Below are 21843 nucleotides of genomic sequence, written 5' to 3'. Positions count from 1 at the left end.
GGTGGCTGGCCTTCAGGCCGGCAAGCGTTTCGATCTGCGGAGGGCAGGCATGGCTTGGAAAAACTAGGGAATCTTTTGCGAGAATTTTGCAGGGGCGATTGTCCGCCCGCGGCCGAGCCGGCGCAAGCTCTGATTCGCCAAAGGGTTAAGGGCTTAGCGTTGTCTCCCGCCGTTTCGGGGGTGCGCCGGGGCGGGTGAGGATACCGCCGTAAGCCGTTGGGCTACATTGGGAATAGATTGGAGCGGGCGATCGGGATCGAACCGACGACATTCAGCTTGGGAAGCTGACGTTCTACCACTGAACTACGCCCGCCGACATGGCCGACACGGAGACAGTTCGTTGCGGAGGGCGAAGTCCGAACGGCGCCGTGCGCTCATGTGCGGCCGAGGTTTAGCAGTTCGATGGCGACGGCGTCAAACGCCTCGGCCATCCACGCACCGGGCGCCCGGCTCTTTCGGCCCTCTTGGAGGCATGCCGTCGCGACAATCGCGTTGAATCGGCGGAACGCTGCCGCGCGCAGGTCGTTCCGCTCCTTGGAGCGGTCGCGCAACCGGAACGAGAACAAGCTGCCATCATGTGCGGAATCTGCGGTGAGATCTGCTTCGACCGGCCGGCCGATCCCGCTTCCGTCCAGGCAATGATGGGATGCCTGCGGCCGCGCGGGCCCGACGGTGAGGGTCTCTTCGGATCGGGCCGGGTCGTTTTCGGCCACCGCAGGCTCAAGGTCATCGATCTGTCCGAGGCCGGCCAGCAGCCCATGGTTGATCCGAGTCTCGGCCTCGCCATCGTGTTCAACGGCTGTATTTACAATTTCCGCGAGTTGCGCGCCGAACTCGAGGCGAAGGGCTACACGTTCTTTTCGTCGAGCGACACGGAAGTGGTGCTGAAGGCCTATCACGCCTGGGGGAGTGCCTGTGTCGAGCGCTTCGCCGGCATGTTCGCTTTCGCGATCCTGGAGCGGGATTCCGGGCGGGTCGTGCTGGCGCGCGACCGGCTCGGCGTAAAGCCCCTCTATTACAGCGAGACGAAGGGCCGATTCCGCTTCGCCTCGTCGCTCCCGGCCCTGCTCGCCGCGGGCGATGTCGACACCGGGATCGATCCCGCCGCCCTCCACCATTACATGAGCTGGCACGCGGGCGTGCCGGCGCCGCTCACCATCCTCAAGGGCGTTCGCAAGCTCGCACCGGCGACGATCCTGACGATCGAGGGGGATGGGACGCAGCGCGCCGCGACCTATTGGACGCTGACGATCGGGCCCCGCCAAGCCGACCGCGGCCGGACCGAGGCGGATTGGAGGGAGGCCGTCCTTGAAGCCCTCGGCACCGCCGTCGAGCGCCGGCAGGTCGCCGACGTCCCGACGGGGGTCCTCCTCTCAGGCGGCCTCGACAGTTCGCTCTTGGTGGCCCTGCTCGCGCGCAGCGGGCAGACCGGCCTGAAGACCTTTTCGGTGGGCTTCGACGCGGTGAACGGCGTTGAGGGCGACGAGTTCAAGTACTCGGACATCATCGCGGAGACCTTCGCGACCGACCATACGAAGCTCGCAGTTGACGGCTCGCGCACCCTCGAGGCGCTTCCCGAGGCCATCGCGGCGATGTCCGAGCCACAGATGAGTCACGACGCGGTGGCGTTCCTCCTGCTCTCCCAGGAGGTCGCCAAGCACGTGACGGTGATCCAGAGCGGTCAGGGTGCTGACGAGGTGTTCGCCGGCTATCACTGGTACCCGAAGCTGATGGGCTCGACCGATCCGGTCGCCGATTACGCCAAGGCCTATTTCGACCGCGACCATGCCGAGATGCGCGAGGCGCTCGCGCCCGATCTGCTGAATGGCGATTACAGCACCGACTACATCGCCACGTTCTTTGAGCGATCGACGAGCGCCAGCGCCATCGACAAGACGCTGCAACTCGACCAGCAAATCATGATGGTCGATGACCCGGTGAAGCGCGTCGACAACATGACGATGGCTTGCGGGCTGGAGGCGCGGATACCCTTCCTGGACCACGACCTCGTCGAGCTGGCGGCCCGCATCCCGGCGGAGCTGAAGGTCCGCGACGGCGGCAAATACATCCTGAAGGAGGCCGCGCGCGCGGTGGTTCCGGCAGAGGTGATCGACCGCAAGAAGGGATATTTCCCGGTCCCCGCCCTGAAGCACATCCGAGGGCCGTTCCTCGACTATGTTCGCGCTATCCTCGACCGGCCCGAGGCGCGCGACCGCGGCATCTTCAACCGCGCCTATGTCGATCATCTGCTCGCCGACCCGGATGGTACGCTGACGCCCAAGGGCAACTCGAAGCTCTGGCAGGTGGCCCTTCTGGAGAGCTGGCTTCAGACGCACGGCGTCTGAAACCCGCTGCGGCACGGCTTTCGCGACCAATCGTGATCGACGCAGCCCTCAAGGTGCCGCGCTTTGTCCACGATCGTCCCGGATCAGCCGGTCGACACTCACCCGGAGAAGCCTGTCGATGTGCCGTTGGATCGCCTATGCGGGCCGCACCATCCCGCTGGAGCACTACGTCACCGAGCCGTCCCACAGCCTCGTCGCGCAGAGCATCCAGGCGCTCGAATCGACCGCGGCCACCAACGGCGACGGATTCGGCCTCGGCTGGTACGGCGATCACCCGGAGCCGGGTCGATACCGGGAGGTTCAGCCCGCGTGGTCGGACGACAACTTGCGCTACCTGTGCCGGCACCTGCACTCGCACCTGTTCTTCGCGCATGTGCGCGCCGCGACGGGCACATCGATCACACGTCCGAACTGCCATCCCTTCGCCTGCGGCCCGTGGCTCTTCATGCATAACGGCTATATCGGCGACTGGAGTCGCCTGCGGCGGCCGGTCGAGACCCTGATCCCCGACGAGCTTTACCCGTCGCGTGCCGGGACAACCGATTCGGAGGCGATCTTCTTGGGGCTGCTCGGCTGCGGGCTGATGGGTCCGGGCCCGCGACGCGACCCAGTCGATGCGACGGCGCGGGCGCTCGTGGCGCTCACGGATTTGGCCGGGACGCATCCGTTCCGCTTCACGGCGGCCCTCGCGAACGGCCGCGACCTCTACGCGTTTCGATACGCCGCCAACGACATGGCCAACTCGCTCTACTACCGCACCTCGGAGGGCGGCGTGGTCGTCGCCTCGGAGCCGCTCGACCGGGACCACGCAACCTGGACGCCCGTCGCCGAGAACAGCGTCGTCATCGCGCGGCGAGATGCGCCGGTCGAGGTCCTGTCCCTGGCGCAGTTCGGCCTGGGCGCCGTCCCGATCGACGAGCCAGTCCGCCGGCTGCGCGCCTGAGCGAGGGCGTTCAGGCGACGCGGGAGAGGCTACCGGCCTGCGATCCGTGCGTGCCACGCGCAGAATCGTAGGCGCGATTGCGCAGAGCGGTCTCGCTCGGGAGCTGATCGATGACGTTGCCGGACGCCGGATCGACCACCTGGAAGACGATCGAACTGGTGTCCGGATCCTGTATGTAGCGTGCCTTGCCGCCGTTCGTACCGATGTCGAGCTTCACCGCCGGTTCCAGCGGCGCGGTGCTCGTCTGGGGCTCGGGCGCCTCCTGCGTCACGGCGGCGGCGGCCGTGGCTCCCAGCGCATCGAGGCCCTGAGGCCCCGGCGTCGTGGCTGTCATCTGGCGGATCTCCATGGCCGGTCTCCTACGATCCTGTGATCGGAGGATTCAGCCGGTCATCTGCCTAATCATCGGTTAAGGGCTGCGCCTCGTCCACTGGATGCTGGCCGACGGTCGGAGATGCGATGAACATCCCGTTACCGCCGTGACACAAATCCGTGCTGCTTTCTCGGCGAGGGGCGAGTCGTCGCGCATCTGACCCGCCCACCCGGTGATGGTGCCGAGATCAAGCCCGCGCCGCACGGAGCTTCGCATGCGGAGGATCTATCTGGTGTTCGCCATGGCGACGTCGGCGCTCGCCGCGCAGGATCCCGGAGGTGATCCGGCCATGCGCGCGCTTTTCATCCGCGCGCACCTTTGCGAGCTCGCGGAGCGGATCGACACCATCCACCGGCGCGGGCCGGTCGGCGTATCACGCGACCGCTTCATCGTCGTCGGGTTGCGCGAGCAGCCGCAGCGCTACGTCCAGTGCATCTTCCAGGATCGCGATACCCGGATGCTCTGCGAGGCCGCGTCGGGCGCCTACGGGCCGCCGGATGGGAGCCGCCTGCGGCTGGATGCGTCTGCTCGGGACGCCTTGAAGGCACTCGGATTCGTTCAGGAGAGTCCGCGGGAGAACTTCGCCCGGATCGTGGAGCTTGGGAACCCGCCGGTGAGCGGCATCGCGGCGGACCTGATGCTCGCGACCTTGCACGACGCCTATGGCGCCCGCCCGGGCGCCGCTCTCGATATCGAGGCTCCGTACGGCGGATCCCCGGGGAGCGGGTGCGGCACGCCCGCATCCTGAACGGATCGGGCGTGCCGCCGTCTCACTCGGCGGCGTCCACGTAGAGCTTCCCGCCCTCGGCCAGGAATTCCTGCGACTTCGCCCGCATGCCGGCCTCGGCCTCGGCCTTGGACATCGCGGGCGACGCGCCCACGACCTCGCCGGCCTCCTCCATCGCCAGCACCTCGGCGCGGAGATCCTGCGTGATCTTCATCGAGCAGAATTTCGGACCGCACATCGAGCAGAAATGCGCGACCTTGTGGGCATCCTTCGGCAGCGTCTCGTCGTGGTAGCGGCGGGCCGTATCGGGATCGAGGCCGAGGTTGAACTGGTCCTCCCAGCGGAAGTCGAACCGGGCGCGGCTCAGTGCGTCGTCGCGCAGCTGCGCGGCGGGATGGCCCTTGGCGAGGTCGGCGGCGTGGGCGGCGATCTTGTAAGTGATCACGCCGGTCTTCACGTCGTCCCGGTCGGGCAGGCCGAGATGCTCCTTCGGGGTGACGTAGCAGAGCATCGCGGTGCCGAACCAGCCGATCATGGCGGCGCCGATGCCCGAGGTGATGTGGTCGTAGCCGGGGGCGATGTCGGTCGTCAGCGGGCCGAGGGTGTAGAACGGCGCCTCGCCGCACTCCTTCAGCTGCTTCTCCATGTTGACCTTGATCTTGTGCATCGGCACGTGGCCGGGGCCCTCGATCATCACCTGGCAACCCTTGTCCCAGGCGACCTTGGTCAGTTCGCCCAGCGTCTCCAGCTCGCCGAACTGCGCGGCGTCGTTGGCATCGGCGATCGAGCCCGGCCGCAGGCCGTCGCCCAGCGAGAACGACACGTCGTAGGCCCGCATGATGTCGCAGATCTCGTCGAACCGCTCGTAGAGGAACGATTCCCGGTGCCCGGCGAGGCACCAGCGCGCCATGATCGAGCCGCCGCGCGAGACGATGCCGGTGACGCGCCGGGCGGTCAGCGGCACGTGGGCCAGGCGCACGCCGGCATGGATGGTGAAGTAGTCGATGCCCTGCTCGGCCTGCTCGATCAGCGTGTCCTTGAAGACCTCCCAGTCGAGCTTGAGCGGGTCGCCGCCGACCTTCTCCAGCGCCTGGTAGATCGGCACCGTGCCGATCGGGACCGGGCTGTTGCGGATGATCCACGAGCGGATATTGTGGATGTTGCGGCCCGTGGACAGGTCCATGACCGTGTCGGCGCCCCAGCGGATCGACCAGACGAGCTTCTCGACCTCATCCGCAGCCGAGGACGTCACCGCCGAGTTGCCGATATTGGCGTTGATCTTGACCAGGAAGTTCCGGCCGATCGCCATGGGCTCCAGCTCGGTGTGGTTGATGTTGGCTGGGATGATCGCCCGGCCGCGGGCGATCTCGTCGCGCACGAATTCGGGGGTGATAAAGGGCGGGACCGAGGCGCCGAAGCTCTGGCCGTCGGCGAGCGCGGCCTCGGCGCCCGCGAGCATCGTCTCGCGGCAGACATTCTCGCGATGGGCGACGTAGATCATCTCCTCGGTGATGATCCCCGCGCGGGCGAACTCGTACTGGGTCACCCTCTGGCCCGGGGCCGCCTTGCGGATGGTCCGCTCGGCGGGGCAGGGGGCCACGAGCTTGTCGCCCGCGAAGCCGTTATCCTCCGGCTTCACCGCCCGCGGCGCAACGGCCGCGTAGCCGCGCGCGGCGATCCAGGGCTCGCGCACGCCGGGGAGGCCGGCATTGAGGTCGATGCGGGCCTCGGTCTCGGTATAGGGGCCCGACGGGTCGTAGACCCGCACCGGTTCCTCCTTCGGATCGGAGAGCACGATCTCGCGATAGGGGACGCGGATGTCCGGCCGGCCGGCCGGGCTCGCATAAGCCTTACGCGATCCGGTGACCGGACCCGTGGTCACGGTCTCGGGGCTGCCTTTCACGTCCTTGGGGAGAACGGGTGCGTTCATCGTGGGCCTCTCCTCGTGCTGGAGCGGTCCGGTCCACGCGATGGCCGAGATGAGATGAGGCCGCGCGAGAGGCGACCGCAGGTTCCCGTCCCTCCGCCGGTATGAGCCGGATCAGGTTCAAGGGTCAGGGCAGCGCGCCCAATCTCAGCCCCCTGCAGGGCCCCCCTCGGAACGGTTCCAGACTCGGGCCCGCGGACGGCTTTGTCAATGCTGACAGGCCGCCCTAGAAAACACTTCCCGAAAACCGTCCGTCCGAACGCATTCGTACGCCCGCATCCCATGCGTCTCCTCGCCGGCCTCCCGCTCGCCGCGTTCCTGCTCTGCGGGTTGGCCTGCGCCGCGCTCGTCCTCGGACAGCGCCGCTTCCTCTATCCCGGAGCCTTCGACCCACCGCCCCCAAGGCCGGTGCCGCCCGGGATTGCGACCATCACGGTCGCGACCCAGGATGGCGAGGCCCTTCACGGCCTCTGGCGCGCGCCGCGGCCGGCCTGCGGCGTCATCGTCAGCTTTCATGACAACGGATCACGCCCGGAACCGCACGCGGCGCGCTTCGCCGCGGAGCCGTGGCGGGCGCGCGGCTGGGGTCTGCTGACTTTGGCGTATCGCGGCTATCCCGGCTCGACCGGCAGCCCCAGTGAGGACGGGCTGATCCGCGACGGGCTCGCAGCCGTCGAGGCCGCGCGGGCGCGGGCGCCCGGCGCGCCGATCTTGCTCCACGGCCACTCGCTGGGCGCTGCCGTAGCGGTCGCTGTCGCCGAACGTGTGCCGGCGATCGGCCTCTACCTGGAGGCGCCTTTCGACTCGATGACCCACACCGTGCGGCTGCATGTCCCGCTAGCCCCGATCTGGCTCCTGCGCGACACGTACCGCTCGGATCTGCGCATCCGAGGCAGGATCGAACCGCTTCTGATCGTACAGGGCCGCGACGACACGGTGGTGCCGGTCAAGCTGGCGCGGAGCCTCGCCGAGGCGGCCGGGCCGCGGACGCGGATCGACGTGACTCCGGGCGATCACGTGTCCATCCTGGGGGCCCTGGACCGCGAGGCCGAGGCGCTGTTCGGCCAGCGGATCGGTCAGGCCTGCCCGCAGCCGGTCGATCAGCACGAGTAGGAGAGGAGGCTCGCGTGGTCGGACGGCGCTCGCAGCGCAGGAGCGCCGAGGATCAGGACGCGCCGGGCGTCCAGGGGCGCCCGGACCCGGTCTGCCCTCTCTGCGAGCGCCCGATCCCGCGCCGCGCCCGCTCCAGCCTCCATCACCTGACGCCGAAGCTGAAAGGCGGGACCCATCGCGGCACCGTCCGGCTGCACCAGATCTGCCACTCGGCGATCCACGCTCGCTACAGCGAGGCCGAGATCGCCAAGCGCCTCGCGGATGTCGAGGCCCTGCGCGCCGATCCGGAGATCGCCCGCTTCCTTCTCTGGGTCCGCGGCAAGCCCGACGATTTCCACGCCGCCACGCGCATGACACGCGCGCGGCAATCGGCGCGGCGCAAGATCTGACCGGCCGGCGTTTACCGCCCGTTCGTCACATCCGCAGGTGGCGGCCGCCGCGTTCCTTGCCGTCAACCCGAACCGGTCCAGGATCGCTCCGATCGCGAGGGTGGCACGATGGCCGGGGTCGGAAATAGGGAGGATCGGCTCGCCTGGGTCGATATCGCCAAGGGGATCTGCATCCTCCTGGTCGTCATGATGCATTCGGTCACCGGCACCGGTGAGGCCATGGGCGGCGAGGGTTTCCTCCACCCGGTCGTCGCCTTTGCGAAGCCTTTCCGGATCCCGGACTTCTTCCTGCTGTCAGGCCTGTTCATGGGGCGGGTGATCGGCCGCGACTGGCGCCTGTTCTCCGACCGCCGGGTCGTCCACTTCGCGTATTTCTACCTGCTCTGGCTGGTGATCCAGTCAGCCGCCAAATACGGCAGGATCGTCGGCGATGCTGGTCCCGCGGCTTTTGTGGAGCACCTCGCTTATGCCCTGGTCGAGCCCTATTCCAGCCTGTGGTTCATCTACCTGCTGGCGGTGTTCTCGGTCGTCACCAAGGTCCTGCACCGGCTGCCCGGCGGCGTGCTGCTCGCCGGTGCCGCCCTCCTGCAGATCGCCGACATCCGCAGCGACTCGACCCTGATCGAGGAGTTCTGCGCCCGTTACGTCTTCTTTCTCGCGGGTTACCTGTTCGCCGACCGCATCTTCGCGCTCGCCGACACGGCGCGCCGCCGCGTCCCTCTCGCCCTGTGCGGCCTTGCCGCCTGGGTGGGCCTGGAGGGCTGGCTCGCGCTGACCCCGTCAGGCTTGCCACATTACCCGACGCTCGCGAGCGTGCCGCTGGTGAGCCTCGCCCTCGGCGCCGCCGGTGCCCTCGCGATCGTGGTGGTGGCCACGCTGATCGGCCGCGCTGGCGGGCCCATCGCCGAGGCTGTCCGAACCTGCGGCCAGCGCTCGATCGTGATCTACCTCGCCTTTTCACTGCCCATGGCGGCGGCCCGGGAGATCGTGGTGCGCACCGGCACGATCCCCGATATCGGGCTCGCGAGCCTCACGGTCATGACGCTGGCGGTGCTGCTGCCTTTGGCGGTGGAGCGGCTGGTTCGCGGCACGGCACTCGATCTGCTGTTCGTGCGGCCCCGCCTGTTCCGGCTCGTGGCGTCGGGGCCGCGGACGCGCCCGTCCCTTCAGCCGACCTGAGGCGGTCGGCGTCAGCCCTCGAAGGCGATGCCGATCCGACGGCTGCGTCGCCACGCCACCGTGGCTCGGCGCGGTTCGGCGTCCGCGCTGACGCGCAGCGGAAACCGATCCGGCACGGCCTGATCGTCCTCGACCTCGATCTGCGCGCCGACCTCAGTCGCGTCCCAGACCAGGCAGCTGACTTCGCCGCCATCGAGCAACACCGCGCCGAAGGTGAAGGCGTTCTTCCGGAAAGCGCCGCGGCGATTCTCCGTCATCGACTCCTCCATCCGGTCACGCGACCCCGCAGAGACGGCCTCCGCGGCCCCGGACGATGCCGGATGGCGGTTAACAGGGCCAATACGATCCTGTGTCTGCCCTGGCTGGCCGAGATCAATAATCGTCCGGATCGCCCCGATAGCGGCGTGGGCCGGGCCCATAATCTTCGTCATACGGGCGGCGCGCGGGCGGGCGGTCGTAGTCGCGGCCATACCGGTCGGAGTCGCGCCCGCCGTCGTAACCGTCGTTCCGATAGCCGCTTCCGCTGCCATAACCGCCGCCGCCATAGCCGCCTACGCCGCCTGCGGTGACGCGGGGCGCGTACCAGCAACTCTTCGCCTGACCGGGGGCCGGATCGCCGAAGGTCTGGCTGTTGCAGGGCACGACGCCGCCCTGTGGGAACGGCCGGCCGTTGGTCCGGCCGGGTACGCCGTAATAGACGTTGGTCGGGTAAGGCATCCGGCAGACGCCGCCGTCCTGCGCGCAGCCGACGAGATTCACCGTGTCGAGTTGATAGGCCTGTGCCGGAGCAGGTGTCAGAGCCCCGCCGCCCAGCGCGATGGCCCCGAAGGCCAGAGCGATCCGAATCTGCACGTCCCCGATTCCCCCATGGTTTGCGGTCCGCGTGCCGAATAATCCGGTCGGCGGCTTCCGACCACCGGCCGCGCTCGCTATGGCGTCGCGGACGGATCCGCGCGGGCCGGTCCGCTGCCGACGCGATCATGAGCGGGCGGAATGACCCGCTCGCGGGGGGAAAATAGCGCCTCAGGAGGCCTTGATGAGGGATGCGTCCGCGCAGGAGCTTCTGCTGCTCAGCGCGCTGCAGGAGTGCCGGATTCAGCTCGACGCCGCGCGAAAGGACGAGGCGGACCGCGCCACCGTCCGGGCGGATCTGGAGGCCGCCCTCGGCCGCGAGGCGGCTCTGTCGGCGGCCCTCGTGGAGGAGCGCGAGCGGACGGAGGCGGTCCGCCTCGTACTTCAGGCGCTGGTGATGAGCATCGGCCGGTTCGGCCTGCGCCGGCGCCTGTTCCTGTCGCGCATCGCCCGGCTGGGGCGCGAGACGCCGGATTCCGGTCCGCAATCGGCCCGGCATCCCGTTCTGCTCGCGGAAGCCCGACGGGTGCTGGGCGCGGAGCCCACTACGCCGACGGCGGAGCGGTGAGGCACATTGGCGCCTGCGACCTGGAACGGGAGCCGAACGCTTCGATAACGGCCCCTTAAACCGCCGCATTTAGCGTGCGGAAACCGTCCTGCTGCGCGTCTGAGACGCGTGTCGCGGCGGAACATTTGAAGACGGGATGCATGGCCAAGGGGCGGGGCAGGATTGAGCCGAATTTCGACGTGCCCGAGGGGCGCGTCCGGGATCGCGGCGAACTCGATCTGCGCCTGTCCCGGGAGGACCGGCCCGGAGCAGGAGACGGCGTGGCGAAGCGATCAGGCGGAGCAGCGCGGCAGCCCGGCAAGGCGCCGGCCCGGACGACAGGACGGGCGAAAGCCACGGGCCGCGGTCGCCGCCGGCGCTCCTGGCTCGGTCGCATCGTCTACGGGACCGTGGTCCTCGGACTCTGGGGGGTCATCGGGCTTGCCGGGCTAATCGCCTACCATGCGTCGCAATTGCCGCCGATCGACCAGCTCGCGGTGCCGAAGCGGCCGCCCAACATCGCCATCCTGGCGAGTGACGGCTCGCTGCTCGCCAATCGCGGCGAGACGGGCGGCCGCGTCGTGTCGATCAAGGAACTGCCGCCCTACCTGCCGCGCGCCTTCGTGGCGATCGAGGATCGCCGCTTCTACCAGCATTTCGGCGTCGATCCGGTCGGCATCCTGAGGGCCATCGGCCAGAACCTGACGCGGCGCGGCGTTGCACAGGGCGGCTCGACCCTGACGCAGCAGCTCGCCAAGAACCTGTTCCTGACTCCGGAGCGCTCCGCCTCGCGCAAGATCCAGGAGGCGATCCTCGCGCTCTGGCTAGAGCACAAGTACACCAAGGACGAGATCCTCGAACTCTACCTGAACCGCGTCTATTTCGGCGCCGGCGCCTACGGGGTCGAGGCGGCCGCGCAGCGCTATTTCGGCAAGCCCGCCAAGGAGGTGAGCCTCGCCCAGGCCGCGATGCTCGGCGGCCTCGTGCAGGCGCCGTCGCGGCTCGCGCCGAACCGCAACCTCCCGGCCGCCCAGGCGCGCGCCGCCCAGGTGCTTGCCGCCATGCAGGAACTGGGCTTCGCTGCGCCGCAGGACGTCAAGGTGGCGCTCGCGCAGCCGGCAAAGCCGGCCAATGCCCGTGGCGGCGGCTCCGCCAACTATGTCGCCGACCTCGTGATGGACGTGCTCGACGATTACGTCGGCAAGTTCGAAACCGACATCACGGTCCAGACCACCGTCGACCCAAGCCTGCAGGCCGCCGCCGAGAAGGCGCTCACCGACGAACTCAACGCCAAGGGCGCGCGCTTCAATGTCAGCCAGGGCGCGCTGGTCTCGATGCGGCCCGACGGCGCGATCCGCGCGCTGATCGGCGGCCGCGACTACGCCCAGAGTCAGTTCAACCGCGCCACGACGGCGAAGCGCCAGCCCGGCTCCTCGTTCAAGCCCTTCGTCTACCTCGCCGCCGTGGAGCACGGCGCCACGCCCGACACGGTCCGGGAGGACGCACCGATCCGGATCGGCAACTGGGCGCCGGAGAACTACTCACACCGGTACGAGGGGGCCGTCACCCTGCGGACGGCGCTCGCCCAGTCGCTCAACACAGTCGCGGTGCGGCTCGGTCAGGAGGTCGGCCCGAAGACCGTGGTGCAGACCGCGCAGCGGCTCGGCATCACCTCGCCGCTGCAGGCCAACGGTTCCATCGCCCTCGGCACGTCCGAGGTCACGCTCCTGGAGATGGTCGGCGCCTACGGAGCCTTCGCCAATGGCGGCAACGGTGTGATCCCCTACGTGGTCACCGCCGTGAAGAATCAGGACGGAAAGGTTCTCTACAAGCGGTCCGACAACGGTCTCGGACGGGTCATCGACGCCAATGCCGACGGCATGATGAACGCGATGATGCATGAGACCTTCGTCAGCGGCACCGGCAAGAAGGCCGACATCCCGGGCTGGGACCTGGCCGGCAAGAGCGGCACCACCCAGGATTACCGCGACGCATGGTTCATGGGCTACTCGGGCAGCCTCGTGACCGGGGTCTGGCTCGGTAACGACGACGGCGAACTCACCAAGAAGGTCACCGGCGGCAATCTGCCTGCGGAGATCTGGAAGACCTACATGACCCAGGCGCTGAAGGGGCAGACCCCTGTTCCGCTTCCCGGCCTGAACCGCTGGCGTCGGCAGCCGGAGACGACAGCCTCCGTCGCGAGCGCCGCCCCGGCCGCCCCGGGCGGGCTGCTCGGGCAGATCCTGGGCGAACCGGACGCGCCCGCACCGCGTCAGGCCGCGCCCTCGCGGCGTGGCCAGAAGGACGATCGCAACTTCATCGAAAAGTTGTTTGGGATCGGCGACTGACGCTTCATGAGCGTCGGAGGTTGCGCGTCAGCACGTGTCCCGGGCCGGATGCCGGCCGCACCGCGCCGACGCGCGCCTGCTCGCCGTACCGCCGAGTTCGGACCGGGTCCGGCTTTTTCGGGTCGGCACTCACATTTGTCTTGCCTGTATTAGTATCGGCAGCAATTGTGTGTATCTTAGCGCTGCGAATAACGCCTTTTTCAATCTTCGCGGCCATAAAATCGGACTGACAGGAAGTCCGCCGGCCGCACTGGCGCGGCCGGTGGCGATCCGATCGAGCCCATGGTCCTGCGCGCGACTGCCACAGCGATCCGAGCCCACCTCGCCGATCGCGCTTCGCGCCTGATTGCGGCGGGCGGCACATGCCTGGTGCTCTGCCTGACTCTGCTCGGCGTCTATCTCTGTCTCGACCTGCGCGACGTGGCCTGGCACAACGCGCGCCGCAATGCCGCGAACCTGCTGGCGGTGATCGAGGAGGGCGTCGGCCACAGCCTGCGGGTCTACGACCTCTCCCTGCAGAGCTCCGCGCGCCTCGCGCGCCGTCCGGACATCGCCGCCCTCGATCCGGAACTCCGGCGCTTGGCCCTGTTCGACACCGCGGTCGCGGGCTCCGGTCTCGGCCCGATCGTCATCACGGATGCGGCCGGCGATGTCCGGATGACAAGCGATGCCGACGGGCGGAACCGGCTCAACATGAGCACGCTGCCGAATTTCCAGATCCACCGCGCCGACCCCGATGCCGGCCTGATCCTCTCCGGGCCGACCCGTTCCCGTCTGACCGGAGAGCCGATCATCCGCATGACCCGGCGGATCCAGACTCCCGACGGCACCTTCGCGGGGATCGTGTCCGGATCGATCATGCTCGAGCATTTCCAGGCGCTGTTCGACCGTCTGCACTTCGAAGACGGGATCGCTCTGAACGTCTTTCATCGGGACGGGACGCTGCTGATCCGCGCGCCGGCACGGCCGGACGCGCTCGGGCAGAGCATCGGCGCCAGCGCGGGCTACAAGACCTATCGGTCGCAAACCCGCGGCGAGTTCCAGGGGCGGTCGTTCCTGGATGGTGTGGAGCGGGTCTACAGCTTCGCCGATCTTGAGGATCTGCCGCTGATCGTAACCGTGGCCACGGACGTCGACAGCATCCGCGCCGTCTGGATCTACAAGGCGGCGATCGTCGGCGTCCTGATCCTGTTCCTGTGCATCCTCTCCCTGGGGCTGACGGTCCTGCTTCACCGGGAGGTCGGGCAACACATGGCCGCGGAGGCAACCACGCGCGAAGCGAACGCTGCGCTCGCGGTGCTGGCCCGGACCGACGGCCTGACCGGGTTGCCGAACCGGCGCAGCTACGATGAGCACTTCGCCGTGGAATGGGCGCGCGCCGCGCAGTTCCGGACCCCCCTGGCCCTGATGATCGTCGACGCCGACCACTTCAAGCAGTTCAACGACCGCTTCGGCCATCAGCGCGGCGACGAGGTGCTCAAGGCGGTGGCCGATTGCCTGCACCGGACGCTCGGTGTCGGCGGACTCAGTTTCCGGATCGGAGGTGAGGAGTTCGTTGCGCTGCTGCCGGGTCTCGACGTGACCGCAGCCAGCGTCGCGGCGGAGCGCATCCGCCGCGCGGTGGTGAACCTCCGGATCCCCCATGCCCCGGAGGTGGGAGGCACCGCCACGGTGACCATCGGCGTCGCCTGCGCCCATCCCGGCGGCGGCGATCCGCCCGAAGCGCTGTTCACCGCGGCGGACGCGGCGCTGTACGCGGCCAAGACGGCCGGACGCAATCGGGTACGGGCCGCCGCACCGCCCGATCCGGTCACCCTGGCGCTGCGGGCCTGAGCCGGCGCAGGTCTCACAGCATCGGCAGGATCCGAGGCCTCGGTCCCCGCGGGAAATGCGCATCGATCAGGGCGACCTCGGCCGCGCCGAGATGCAGGTCCGCCGCGCCTGCGTTCTCGATGGCCCGGCTCGGGCGGCCGGTCTTCGGGATCGTGAAGGTGCCGGGCAGTCGGGTCAGGAAGGCGAGGGCCACAGCGTAGGGCGTCGTCCCATGGTTGTGCGCGATGCCGGCCAGCACGCGGCCGCCGGCGCTGGCCGGGTCTGGGAAGTCGCCGCTGCCGAAGGGCGAGTAGCCGACCATCGCGACGGCGTGCTTCTCGCACCAGGGCAGCACGGCGTGTTCGATCGCCCGCTCGTTCAGGTGGTAGAGCACCTGATTGCAGGCGATCCGGTCGGGCCCGGCGATGGCGCGGGCCCGGTCGAGATCCTCGACGTCGAAATTGCTGACGCCCCAGGACAGGATCTTGCCCGCCCGGCGTAGGTCCTCGAAGCCCGCGATCGTCTCCTCGAGCGGATGCTGTCCCGGCCAGTGCAGCAGGTAGCTGTCCAGCCGGTCCGTCCGCAGCCGACGGAGCGAGGCCTCGCAGGCCCGCGCGACGCCGCGGCGTGTCGCGTTGGCCGGCACCACTTTCGAGACGAGGAACACCTCCTCGCGGCAATCCGCGATGGCGGCGGCCACGATCGCTTCCGCGTCGCCATACATTTCCGCGGTGTCGATATGGGTCATTCCGGCGTCGATCCCGGCCCGCAACGCACGGATCGCGTCCGACCGGTCCGAACTGTCGATGTGCCACGTGCCCTGGCCGATGACCGGCACCGAGACACGGGTCGCGCCGAAGCTCCTGGCGTACATGGCAGCGCTCCCTCTTCGCTGTCACAGGGGTTGCCGGCGGCGATCCGGTTGGGCTCCGGGCCGCAGGCATGTCACGGCTCTGCCGTTGAACAACCCGGCACGCCTTACTCGCGCCATCTTGGGGCGTTGAGCAATGGCTGGCAGCCTTCCGCGACGCTAAACTTTAGGCCTGAGCCCGAAGTCCGGCGGCGCGGGCCTGCCACGCCGGCGCCTCTCCGCAACAGCGCCGCCGCGCCCGGCCACGCGACACCCGGTCCGTCATGTGGCCATGCTGGAGATGCGTCGATGCTGCCGGCCCATCGGATATTCTGGGGTCTGATCCTGCTGGCGGCGGCCGGGGCGGGGCTGCTCTACAACATCATCTTTGCGGCCGGTGCCTCTCCCATCGCCGGCTTCACCTACGGCCTCTGCATGGGCGCCACGGTGCTGGCCTTCGACCGCGGCTTGATCCTGGCCGGGCTGCAGGCACGGATACGCCGGCTGCCGGCCTGGCTCTACGTCCTGGCCGCGGAACTCGCCTATGTGCTGATGATCATGGCGGGCAACGCCCTCGGCGGCCTCGTCGTGTGGACCTTCGCCCTGACACCGGACGACCTCACCTCGGCGACCCGCATGACCGCGCGGGTCCTGGCCTACGCCCTGGCCGTGTCGGGCCTCCTCGTCTTCGTGATCCGGATGCGCGACCTGATCGGCGGCGAGGTGTTCGTGAACTTCATGATCGGCCGCTACCACAAGCCGGTGGAGGAGGAACGGATCTTCCTGTTCCTCGACGTCGTCGGCTCCACCGCCTTCGCGGAGACCCACGGCGACCTGCGCGCGCAGGAATATCTCGGCGCCGTCTTCGCGACTCTGGCCGAACCGGTGCGGCGCAACGGCGGCTCCGTGGATGACTATGTTGGCGACCTCGCCATGGTGACGTGGCCAATGGCCCGCGGTCTCAAGGATGCGCGCTGCGTGACCTGCGTGTTCGAGGTGCTCGACCGGATCGACGCGGATGCCGCGGCCTGGACCACCCGGTTCGGGACGGTGCCGCGGCTGCGGGCGGCGCTGCACGGCGGTTCGGTGGTCACGGCCGAAGTCGGGGTCGACCGCCACAAGATCGCGTATTTCGGCGACGCCGTGAACGTGACGTCGCGGATCGAAGCCCTGTGCCGCCCGCTCGGCGTCGGCATCCTGATCTCGCAGGATCTCCTCGGTCGCTTGCCGCGCCTTCCCACCGGCATCCGGGCGCGATCCCTCGGTGCCCATGCCCTCCGCGGCCGCGGTGCGCCGCTTTCCGTGGCGACGCTGGAACGCGGGCCCGCCGAGAGCGCCGCCGTGGCGGATCTGGCGCCGCGCCGCGCTGCGCTGGCCCGTTGATGGCGCAGGTCAGCGCGGCCCGCGCAAACACCCTCATCGCCGTGAAGATGGCGCTCCGCTTCGGCCTGCCGCTGATCGGGGTCGCGGTTTTCGGCCGCGCCATCGTGCTGTCGGTGGGCGGCGACATCGAGCGCTGGCAGTTCGGCCTGGGCGTGCTCCTGATCCTGGCGGGCTTCACCTCGAAACTCGTTCCCCGCCCGTGAGCACCACCATGAGCGCCGCGCCTTCAGGGCCGCCGATCTATCTCGATGCCGATGCCTGCCCGGTCAAGGACGAGACTTATCGGGTGGCCGTTCGTTACGGCCTCACCGTTCACGTCGTCGCCAACAGCGTGCTGAACCTTCCGCGCGAGCCCTGGATCGAGCGCGTGGTGGTCGGATCGGAACTCGACGCCGCCGACGATTGGATCGCCGCGCGGGCCGGGCCGGGGACCATCGTGCTCACCGCCGACGTTCCGCTGGCGGCGCGGTGCGTCAAGGCCGGCGCCACGGTTCTGGCCTTCACCGGCAAGCCGTTCAGCGAATCCTCGATCGGCCTCGCGCTCGCCACGCGCGACTTGATGCAGTCACTGCGCGAAGCCGGGACCATCACGGGTGGGCCGAAGCCGTTCTCGCGCGCTGACCGGTCGGCCTTCCTGTCAGCCCTCGACCGGGCCGTGAACCGGATCCTGCGGGACCGGCCGAAGCCGGGTTGAGATCTGGCCGCTCTCCGGCTCGGCGGATGTCTCAGGCGTCGACCCCCGGAACGAGGCTCTTGAGGGCCTCGTTGATGCGGTCCTGCCAGCCCGGCCCATCCTTCTGGAAATAAGCGAGAACGGCGCTGTCGAGTCGCAGGCTCACCACTTCCCGAGAGCCGGGGATCGTCGTGGGCCGCGCGACCGGCTGCGGCGCCGGAGCGGCCGGCTTCGGTGACGTGGCGGCCCGGAAAGCCGCCTCGGCGGTCGCACGCGGGTCGGTGAAGCGGCGGCGGTTGCGGTCCTCGGCCATCGACACCTAATCCTTCGCGGTCGTCTTCTTGGGTGCGGCCTTCTTCACGGCCTTCTTCGCGGCGCCCTTGGCGGCAGCCTTGGCTTCCTTCTCGGCGGCCTTGGTTTGCGCGTCCGCGGCTTCCTTGGCGAGGCGCATCGAGCGCAACCGGACCGTCCGCTCGTCCACCGCCTTGATGGCCGCGTGATGTTCCGCCATCGCCTGGGCGCCCTCGCGCGCCATGCGTTCCGCCCGTTCGGCGCGCTCGGCGCGGTTGTCGGCGCGTGTCTTCGCTTCCGCTTCCGCGTCGCGGACGGAATTCACCTCGTCGAGGTCATACTCGGTATCGTCGCTCATCCTGTCCCTTTCACCCCGGCTCGACGGATCCAACCCTGCACATCCTGCGCGGGACGGAGTCTGAGCGGGTCCGGCCTGTTCGAGGGGCGGGGTGAGGCCGGATCGGTCGCCCTCCCGCATCGCCGTCAGGCGCACAAGGAGAGCAGGTTGACGAAGGCTTTAGCATGCCCGCGGCGCGAATGGCGAATCCGGATCGCGCGATGAGACTGACGACGCACATCATTCGTCTCAGAGCCGCCGATAAAGTCGATCGGGTCCCAGGTCTGCTGAAACCGGTGGAACCCGATCGATGTCGGTTCAGCGCACGCGGAAGTTGAGCGGAATAGAGACGGACAAGCTCGACTGCGTAACACCTGGGGGCGCCGCCGGCATGCTGCCGCGCACCGCCGCCAGGGCGGCGCTGTCGATCTGGCCGACTCCGCTCGAGCGGGCGACGCCCGCGCCCGTGACCTGTCCCGAGCGCATCACGGTGAAGCGCACCACCGCGGTCCCGCCACCGGTCCCAATGGCCGCGTTCACGTTCATCCGGCTGTGGATCGCCGCGCTGATCGCGCCCTGCCACTGGCGCATGGCGCTCGGATCATTGCCCGCAGCGGCACGGCCGGGAGCATTCTCGCGCGAGGACGACGCCGAACTCCGCTCGGCGCCCGCCCGTGCCTTGGCTTCCCGCGCCTTAGCCTCGCGAGCCGCCTTGGCCTTCGCCTCGCGGATCTCCTCCAGTCGCTCCTGCCGCGCTTCCTCCCGCTTCTGCTCGCGGAGCTTCTCCTCGCGGATCTTCCGCAGCTTGGCCTCCCGCTCCGCCTTGAGCTTGGCGGGATCGGGCGTCGGCTTCGGCGGCGGCTCGGTCTTGGCGACCTCGGCGGGCGGCGGCGTCTGCGGCTCGGCGGCCTCGGACGTCGAGGTGATCACCTGATTCTGCGCCTCGACCGGCTGCGCCTCCGGGGGCACCTCGACCGCCTGGGTATCTTCGGGCTTGACCTCAGTCATCTCGGTCGGCGGCGGGGGCTGCACCGCCTCATCGGGCGGCGTGTCCACCGGCCTGGTCTCCGGCGGGGCCTCCTGGCTCATCTGCTGCTCCGCCGGAGCCTCGGTCGCCGCATCGGTCATGAGCGGCGCCAGGTCGACGGTGATCTGCTGCTCGCCGGGCGGCGCGGGCGGGGCGAGCCGCAGGAACATCATCGCAGCCAGCGCGAGCGCATGCAGGCCCAGGGCGATCAGGAAGGCGGCGGCCAGCCCGGACGGGCGGCGCTCGCCGAGGCCGGCCGGCAGATCCGTCGACGTGTAGGTGCTCATCGGCTCAGCGCGCGGTCCCTGCGGGAGCGGCGGATGCGGCAGGCGACGCCGGTGCGGCACCGCCGGGCGACTGCGCGATCAGCGAGACCTTGGTGAAGCCAGCCTGGCCGACGAGGCCCATCACCTCCATCACCTTGCCGTAGGGGACGTCGCGGTCGCCGCGCACCAGGATGACCTGATCCTTTTCGGCGGCCGCCATCTCGCGCAGGCGCGGCACGATGCTCTCCATCGTGAACACCTCTTTGGCGATGGACGGGTTGCCGTCCTTGTCGACCGTCACCTCGGCGGGCTTCTTCGATTGCGCCACCTTCGGGGCTGCGGTCTTCGGAAGCTGAACGGGCACGCCGGTCGTCATCAGCGGTGCGGCGACCATGAAGATGATCAGCAGCACGAGCATCACGTCGACCATCGGCGTGACGTTGATGTCGGACATCGGCACGTCGTCGAGATCGTCGTCGTCGTTCGCGCGAAGGGATCCCATCGCCATGGGGCGTCTCCGGTACCGTTACGTTCGGTTCGATGCGGGCGGTCGCGGCGGCTCTACTCGGCGGCCGCGCGATGGGCGCCGGCGCGGTCGCGTGCCAGGCGGTTGCCCAGAACCGAGATGTAGGATGTGAAGGTGCTCTGGATGCCGCTCACGTCGCTCGACAGCTTGTTGAAGGCCATCACCGCCGGGATCGCGACGACGAGGCCGATCGCGGTCGCGAACAGCGCTTCCGCGATGCCCGGCGCCACCACGGCGAGCGAGGTGTCCTGGCTCCGGGCGATGGACGAGAACGAGTTCATGATGCCCCAGACCGTGCCGAACAGGCCCACGAACGGGGCCGTGGAGCCTGAGGTCGCCAGCAGCGAAAGGCCGGTGCGCAGGCGCTTCACCTCGAGGGCGAGGGCGCCCTTCATCGCCCGTTCGATCCGTTCACGGCGCTCGGCCCGGGTCTCCGAGGAATCCTGGTCGCGCCACGCGTCGATGGCCGCCTTCACCACGTGGCCGGCGATGCCGCGATGCTCGCCGTCGAGGCTTCCGCCGGAGCGGACCAGGGTGGCGAAGGCCTTGGCTTGGCGCCGCGCGGCGGCCAGCCGGATGATCTTCTCGAACACCACCGTCCAGCAGGCGATCGAGGCGATCACCAGCAGGATCATCACGCCCTTCACGATGGGGTCAGCCTGCAGGAACAGGCCGAGGAACGAGAAATCGTGGGCCGCCTCGATCGGCGCTTGTGTCGGGTCCATCGCGGGCTCCTGGCGTCCTGGTCTCACGCGGCCTTGCGCCGCCATCGTCTCGGGGTGCGGCGAAAGCCGCAGGCCGCCCGGCGGCCCTCGCCGCCGGGCGGTTTGGTCTCGTCGACCGTCAAACCACCCCGCCTCAGCGGTCGAACGGCAGGCCGGCCTTGGTGTCGGTCTCGGTCCGTTCGAGGCAGGCCTCGCGGGCGGCGTCGCCGCCGTCGCAGGCGAGAACGTCGTTCAGAAGGACGCGTCCGACCTTATTGCAGGCGATGCCGGGAAAATCGAAGATCTTCACGGTGGTCTTCTTCGGCGGCAGCGGACCGAGTTCGACGGCCACGCGCTTCTGCGCGACGCCCTCGGGGTCGAAGGCGAAGAGATCCACCTTGTAGGTCTTGAGGCCTGTGCCCTTGTTGTCGATCACCATGGTGATCCGGCAGGCCTCGCCCGCGGTCTCGACCTTGTTGAGCTGCAGCTTGATCGTGGCGGCCTTCTCGGACGCATCCTGCGCCAGGGCCGACACCACCAGGAGCGCCGAGAGCGCGAAGCAGGCCGCCGTGTCGAGGGCGATACGCCCGATCCGCCGACGGTACAGGGGAGCGCGCAGGGCAAGCACCGTGACCAGGTCCTCTTCAAGTTCATGCCGACCGGCGGGTCTCGCCCCGCGGGCCGGTGTGGTGGGTGGCAGTCGCCGGATCAGTGAAGCACCACGCCGGACGGGCAGGAAGCTGGGGCGAGCCGCTGGGCCGCCGCATCCAGCGGGCCGACCGCCGCACGGACCGCCGCCACGAGGCGCGGCGCCGCCTCCTGTCCGGTGATCTCGGCGGCGGCCGCCTCGAGATCCGTCCAGAGGCGCTGCCGCCCCCGGTTGATCAGGTTCACCAGCGCGCATTCGTGGCCGGTCACGCGGCAGCAGCTCGCCGGCATGAACGACCAGTCGCCGTCGCGCTCCGCCCGCAGGGCCCGGATGATCGCGACCACGCAGGCGACGAACCGGCAGCCTTCCGCCGGTCCGAGCAATTGCTCGGCGCCGTCGAAGGCTGCGTTCCAGCAGGCGACGTCGCTGGTCATGTAGCCGGCCGCCACGAAACGGGCCACCGACAAGGCCAGGACATCGGCCTGATCGCCGCACACATCGGCGACGCGCCGCATCGCCGCATGGTCAGACCGGGTCAAGGGCGCGCTCATGGGCTGTGGTGCCTCGCGTCGCGGGAAAGAT

25 protein-coding genes, 1 tRNA gene and 1 riboswitch are annotated in these 21843 nt (G+C 69.2%); of the genes, 12 read left to right on the top strand and 14 right to left on the bottom strand.

Features of this window, described 5'->3' with window-relative positions:
- Positions 1-238 precede the first annotated feature (238 nt).
- Positions 239-313: transfer RNA gene (locus CIW48_RS17805), tRNA-Gly, on the bottom strand.
- A gap of 61 nt (positions 314-374) precedes the next feature.
- Entirely contained in the window at positions 375-713 is a 339-nt protein-coding gene (locus tag CIW48_RS34040; protein ID WP_246695301.1) for a hypothetical protein, read from the bottom strand.
- Between CIW48_RS34040 and CIW48_RS17795 the strand changes: the two genes are divergently transcribed.
- Together CIW48_RS17795 and CIW48_RS17790 are read left to right on the top strand one after the other, a co-directional pair.
- On the top strand, positions 597-2345 hold the full coding sequence (locus CIW48_RS17795; RefSeq protein WP_246695299.1) for an N-acetylglutaminylglutamine amidotransferase: 1749 nt from the start codon (positions 597-599) through the stop codon (positions 2343-2345). The genes CIW48_RS34040 and CIW48_RS17795 overlap by 117 nt on opposite strands.
- Before the next feature lie 118 nt (positions 2346-2463).
- Positions 2464-3288 (top strand): class II glutamine amidotransferase, encoded by an 825-nt coding sequence (locus CIW48_RS17790; RefSeq protein WP_149311954.1) that lies wholly within the window; start codon positions 2464-2466, stop codon positions 3286-3288.
- A gap of 10 nt (positions 3289-3298) precedes the next feature.
- On the opposite strand, the gene CIW48_RS17785 is transcribed toward CIW48_RS17790, so the two are convergent.
- Positions 3299-3637 (bottom strand): flagellar protein FlaG, encoded by a 339-nt coding sequence (locus CIW48_RS17785; RefSeq protein WP_149311953.1) that lies wholly within the window; start codon positions 3635-3637, stop codon positions 3299-3301.
- A 238-nt stretch (positions 3638-3875) separates the two neighbouring features.
- Here CIW48_RS17785 and CIW48_RS17780 point away from each other — a divergent pair, with 238 nt between their 5' ends.
- Entirely contained in the window at positions 3876-4409 is a 534-nt protein-coding gene (locus CIW48_RS17780) for a hypothetical protein (RefSeq protein ID WP_149311952.1), read from the top strand.
- A 22-nt stretch (positions 4410-4431) separates the two neighbouring features.
- On the opposite strand, the gene thiC is transcribed toward CIW48_RS17780, so the two are convergent.
- Positions 4432-6318 (bottom strand): phosphomethylpyrimidine synthase ThiC, encoded by a 1887-nt coding sequence (thiC, locus tag CIW48_RS17775; protein WP_149311951.1) that lies wholly within the window; start codon positions 6316-6318, stop codon positions 4432-4434.
- Positions 6319-6389: 71 nt separating this feature from the next.
- Positions 6390-6495: riboswitch (TPP riboswitch) on the bottom strand.
- 102 nt (positions 6496-6597) lie between these two features.
- Between thiC and CIW48_RS17770 the strand changes: the two genes are divergently transcribed.
- The 3 genes from CIW48_RS17770 (at position 6598) to CIW48_RS17760 (ending at position 8996) form a co-directional block, all read left to right on the top strand.
- Positions 6598-7428: an alpha/beta hydrolase gene (locus CIW48_RS17770; RefSeq protein ID WP_246695293.1), complete on the top strand. Its 831-nt coding sequence runs from the start codon at positions 6598-6600 to the stop codon at positions 7426-7428.
- Between the two features lie 14 nt (positions 7429-7442).
- Complete coding sequence (locus CIW48_RS17765) at positions 7443-7817, top strand: HNH endonuclease (protein ID WP_149311949.1); 375 nt, start codon at positions 7443-7445, stop codon at positions 7815-7817.
- A gap of 108 nt (positions 7818-7925) precedes the next feature.
- A complete protein-coding gene (locus tag CIW48_RS17760) occupies positions 7926-8996 on the top strand; it encodes an acyltransferase family protein (protein ID WP_149311948.1) in 1071 nt (356 codons plus the stop codon).
- 11 nt (positions 8997-9007) lie between these two features.
- Here the strand turns inward: CIW48_RS17760 and CIW48_RS17755 are convergent, their stop codons facing one another.
- Both CIW48_RS17755 and CIW48_RS17750 read right to left on the bottom strand, forming a co-directional pair.
- The gene (locus CIW48_RS17755; RefSeq protein ID WP_149311947.1) at positions 9008-9253 is read right to left on the bottom strand and encodes a pilus assembly protein PilZ; all 246 of its coding nucleotides are present in this window, start codon (positions 9251-9253) and stop codon (positions 9008-9010) included.
- A gap of 115 nt (positions 9254-9368) precedes the next feature.
- Complete coding sequence (locus CIW48_RS17750; RefSeq protein WP_149311946.1) at positions 9369-9848, bottom strand: hypothetical protein; 480 nt, start codon at positions 9846-9848, stop codon at positions 9369-9371.
- Between the two features lie 184 nt (positions 9849-10032).
- Here CIW48_RS17750 and CIW48_RS17745 point away from each other — a divergent pair, with 184 nt between their 5' ends.
- The 3 genes from CIW48_RS17745 to CIW48_RS17735 all read left to right on the top strand — a co-directional run bounded on the left by CIW48_RS17745 (position 10033) and on the right by CIW48_RS17735 (position 14576).
- The gene (locus CIW48_RS17745) at positions 10033-10416 is read left to right on the top strand and encodes an ATP-dependent helicase (protein WP_091778681.1); all 384 of its coding nucleotides are present in this window, start codon (positions 10033-10035) and stop codon (positions 10414-10416) included.
- Positions 10417-10556: 140 nt separating this feature from the next.
- Positions 10557-12743, top strand: coding sequence for a transglycosylase domain-containing protein (locus tag CIW48_RS17740; RefSeq protein WP_149311945.1), 2187 nt, complete (start codon positions 10557-10559; stop codon positions 12741-12743).
- Positions 12744-13025: 282 nt separating this feature from the next.
- On the top strand, positions 13026-14576 hold the full coding sequence (locus CIW48_RS17735) for a sensor domain-containing diguanylate cyclase (RefSeq protein ID WP_149311944.1): 1551 nt from the start codon (positions 13026-13028) through the stop codon (positions 14574-14576).
- A 13-nt stretch (positions 14577-14589) separates the two neighbouring features.
- On the opposite strand, the gene CIW48_RS17730 is transcribed toward CIW48_RS17735, so the two are convergent.
- Positions 14590-15429 (bottom strand): aldo/keto reductase, encoded by an 840-nt coding sequence (locus CIW48_RS17730; RefSeq protein WP_091778687.1) that lies wholly within the window; start codon positions 15427-15429, stop codon positions 14590-14592.
- A gap of 285 nt (positions 15430-15714) precedes the next feature.
- Between CIW48_RS17730 and CIW48_RS17725 the strand changes: the two genes are divergently transcribed.
- From CIW48_RS17725 to CIW48_RS17715, 3 genes are read left to right on the top strand one after another with little or no spacing between them, the layout of a single operon-like run.
- Positions 15715-16788 (top strand): adenylate/guanylate cyclase domain-containing protein, encoded by a 1074-nt coding sequence (locus tag CIW48_RS17725; protein WP_149311943.1) that lies wholly within the window; start codon positions 15715-15717, stop codon positions 16786-16788.
- Entirely contained in the window at positions 16788-16991 is a 204-nt protein-coding gene (locus CIW48_RS17720) for a hypothetical protein (protein ID WP_091778691.1), read from the top strand. The genes CIW48_RS17725 and CIW48_RS17720 overlap by 1 nt, the downstream gene beginning before the upstream one ends.
- 8 nt (positions 16992-16999) lie before the next feature.
- Entirely contained in the window at positions 17000-17482 is a 483-nt protein-coding gene (locus CIW48_RS17715; RefSeq protein ID WP_149311942.1) for a YaiI/YqxD family protein, read from the top strand.
- A gap of 31 nt (positions 17483-17513) precedes the next feature.
- On the opposite strand, the gene CIW48_RS17710 is transcribed toward CIW48_RS17715, so the two are convergent.
- The 7 genes from CIW48_RS17710 to CIW48_RS17680 all read right to left on the bottom strand — a co-directional run bounded on the left by CIW48_RS17710 (position 17514) and on the right by CIW48_RS17680 (position 21812).
- Positions 17514-17774, bottom strand: a complete 261-nt coding sequence (locus CIW48_RS17710) for a BrnA antitoxin family protein (protein ID WP_149311941.1) — start codon at positions 17772-17774, stop codon at positions 17514-17516.
- 6 nt (positions 17775-17780) lie between these two features.
- Positions 17781-18110 (bottom strand): hypothetical protein, encoded by a 330-nt coding sequence (locus tag CIW48_RS17705; protein ID WP_091778698.1) that lies wholly within the window; start codon positions 18108-18110, stop codon positions 17781-17783.
- Positions 18111-18407: 297 nt separating this feature from the next.
- Entirely contained in the window at positions 18408-19403 is a 996-nt protein-coding gene (locus CIW48_RS17700) for an energy transducer TonB (RefSeq protein WP_149311940.1), read from the bottom strand.
- Between the two features lie 4 nt (positions 19404-19407).
- Positions 19408-19890, bottom strand: a complete 483-nt coding sequence (locus tag CIW48_RS17695) for an ExbD/TolR family protein (RefSeq protein ID WP_091778700.1) — start codon at positions 19888-19890, stop codon at positions 19408-19410.
- Between the two features lie 53 nt (positions 19891-19943).
- Positions 19944-20633, bottom strand: coding sequence for a MotA/TolQ/ExbB proton channel family protein (locus tag CIW48_RS17690; RefSeq protein ID WP_091778703.1), 690 nt, complete (start codon positions 20631-20633; stop codon positions 19944-19946).
- Between the two features lie 133 nt (positions 20634-20766).
- Complete coding sequence (locus tag CIW48_RS17685; RefSeq protein ID WP_149311939.1) at positions 20767-21240, bottom strand: Tat pathway signal protein; 474 nt, start codon at positions 21238-21240, stop codon at positions 20767-20769.
- A gap of 80 nt (positions 21241-21320) precedes the next feature.
- On the bottom strand, positions 21321-21812 hold the full coding sequence (locus CIW48_RS17680; RefSeq protein WP_173009297.1) for a hypothetical protein: 492 nt from the start codon (positions 21810-21812) through the stop codon (positions 21321-21323).
- Between the last annotated feature and the right edge of the window lie 31 nt (positions 21813-21843).

Source organism: Methylobacterium sp. P1-11 (assembly GCF_008329595.1).
Taxonomy (GTDB): domain Bacteria; phylum Pseudomonadota; class Alphaproteobacteria; order Rhizobiales; family Beijerinckiaceae; genus Methylobacterium.
The sequence above is the reverse complement of the archived record's forward strand: the minus strand, read 5'-3'. Positions and strand labels throughout refer to the sequence as shown.

Excerpts from the sequence above, each read along its gene's own strand:
- CIW48_RS17790 (WP_149311954.1), top strand. The coding sequence starts at position 2,464 with ATGTGCCGTTGGATCGCCTATGCGGGCCGCACCATCCCGCTGGAGCAC.
- CIW48_RS17785 (WP_149311953.1), bottom strand. The coding sequence starts at position 3,637 with ATGGAGATCCGCCAGATGACAGCCACGACGCCGGGGCCTCAGGGCCTC.
- CIW48_RS17780 (WP_149311952.1), top strand. The coding sequence starts at position 3,876 with ATGCGGAGGATCTATCTGGTGTTCGCCATGGCGACGTCGGCGCTCGCC.
- thiC (WP_149311951.1), bottom strand. The coding sequence starts at position 6,318 with ATGAACGCACCCGTTCTCCCCAAGGACGTGAAAGGCAGCCCCGAGACC.
- CIW48_RS17770 (WP_246695293.1), top strand. The coding sequence starts at position 6,598 with ATGCGTCTCCTCGCCGGCCTCCCGCTCGCCGCGTTCCTGCTCTGCGGG.
- CIW48_RS17760 (WP_149311948.1), top strand. The coding sequence starts at position 7,926 with ATGGCCGGGGTCGGAAATAGGGAGGATCGGCTCGCCTGGGTCGATATC.
- CIW48_RS17755 (WP_149311947.1), bottom strand. The coding sequence starts at position 9,253 with ATGACGGAGAATCGCCGCGGCGCTTTCCGGAAGAACGCCTTCACCTTC.
- CIW48_RS17745 (WP_091778681.1), top strand. The coding sequence starts at position 10,033 with ATGAGGGATGCGTCCGCGCAGGAGCTTCTGCTGCTCAGCGCGCTGCAG.
- CIW48_RS17740 (WP_149311945.1), top strand. The coding sequence starts at position 10,557 with ATGGCCAAGGGGCGGGGCAGGATTGAGCCGAATTTCGACGTGCCCGAG.
- CIW48_RS17735 (WP_149311944.1), top strand. The coding sequence starts at position 13,026 with ATGGTCCTGCGCGCGACTGCCACAGCGATCCGAGCCCACCTCGCCGAT.
- CIW48_RS17730 (WP_091778687.1), bottom strand. The coding sequence starts at position 15,429 with ATGTACGCCAGGAGCTTCGGCGCGACCCGTGTCTCGGTGCCGGTCATC.
- CIW48_RS17725 (WP_149311943.1), top strand. The coding sequence starts at position 15,715 with ATGCTGCCGGCCCATCGGATATTCTGGGGTCTGATCCTGCTGGCGGCG.
- CIW48_RS17720 (WP_091778691.1), top strand. The coding sequence starts at position 16,788 with ATGGCGCAGGTCAGCGCGGCCCGCGCAAACACCCTCATCGCCGTGAAG.
- CIW48_RS17715 (WP_149311942.1), top strand. The coding sequence starts at position 17,000 with ATGAGCGCCGCGCCTTCAGGGCCGCCGATCTATCTCGATGCCGATGCC.
- CIW48_RS17710 (WP_149311941.1), bottom strand. The coding sequence starts at position 17,774 with ATGGCCGAGGACCGCAACCGCCGCCGCTTCACCGACCCGCGTGCGACC.
- CIW48_RS17705 (WP_091778698.1), bottom strand. The coding sequence starts at position 18,110 with ATGAGCGACGATACCGAGTATGACCTCGACGAGGTGAATTCCGTCCGC.
- CIW48_RS17700 (WP_149311940.1), bottom strand. The coding sequence starts at position 19,403 with ATGAGCACCTACACGTCGACGGATCTGCCGGCCGGCCTCGGCGAGCGC.
- CIW48_RS17695 (WP_091778700.1), bottom strand. The coding sequence starts at position 19,890 with ATGGCGATGGGATCCCTTCGCGCGAACGACGACGACGATCTCGACGAC.
- CIW48_RS17690 (WP_091778703.1), bottom strand. The coding sequence starts at position 20,633 with ATGGACCCGACACAAGCGCCGATCGAGGCGGCCCACGATTTCTCGTTC.
- CIW48_RS17680 (WP_173009297.1), bottom strand. The coding sequence starts at position 21,812 with ATGAGCGCGCCCTTGACCCGGTCTGACCATGCGGCGATGCGGCGCGTC.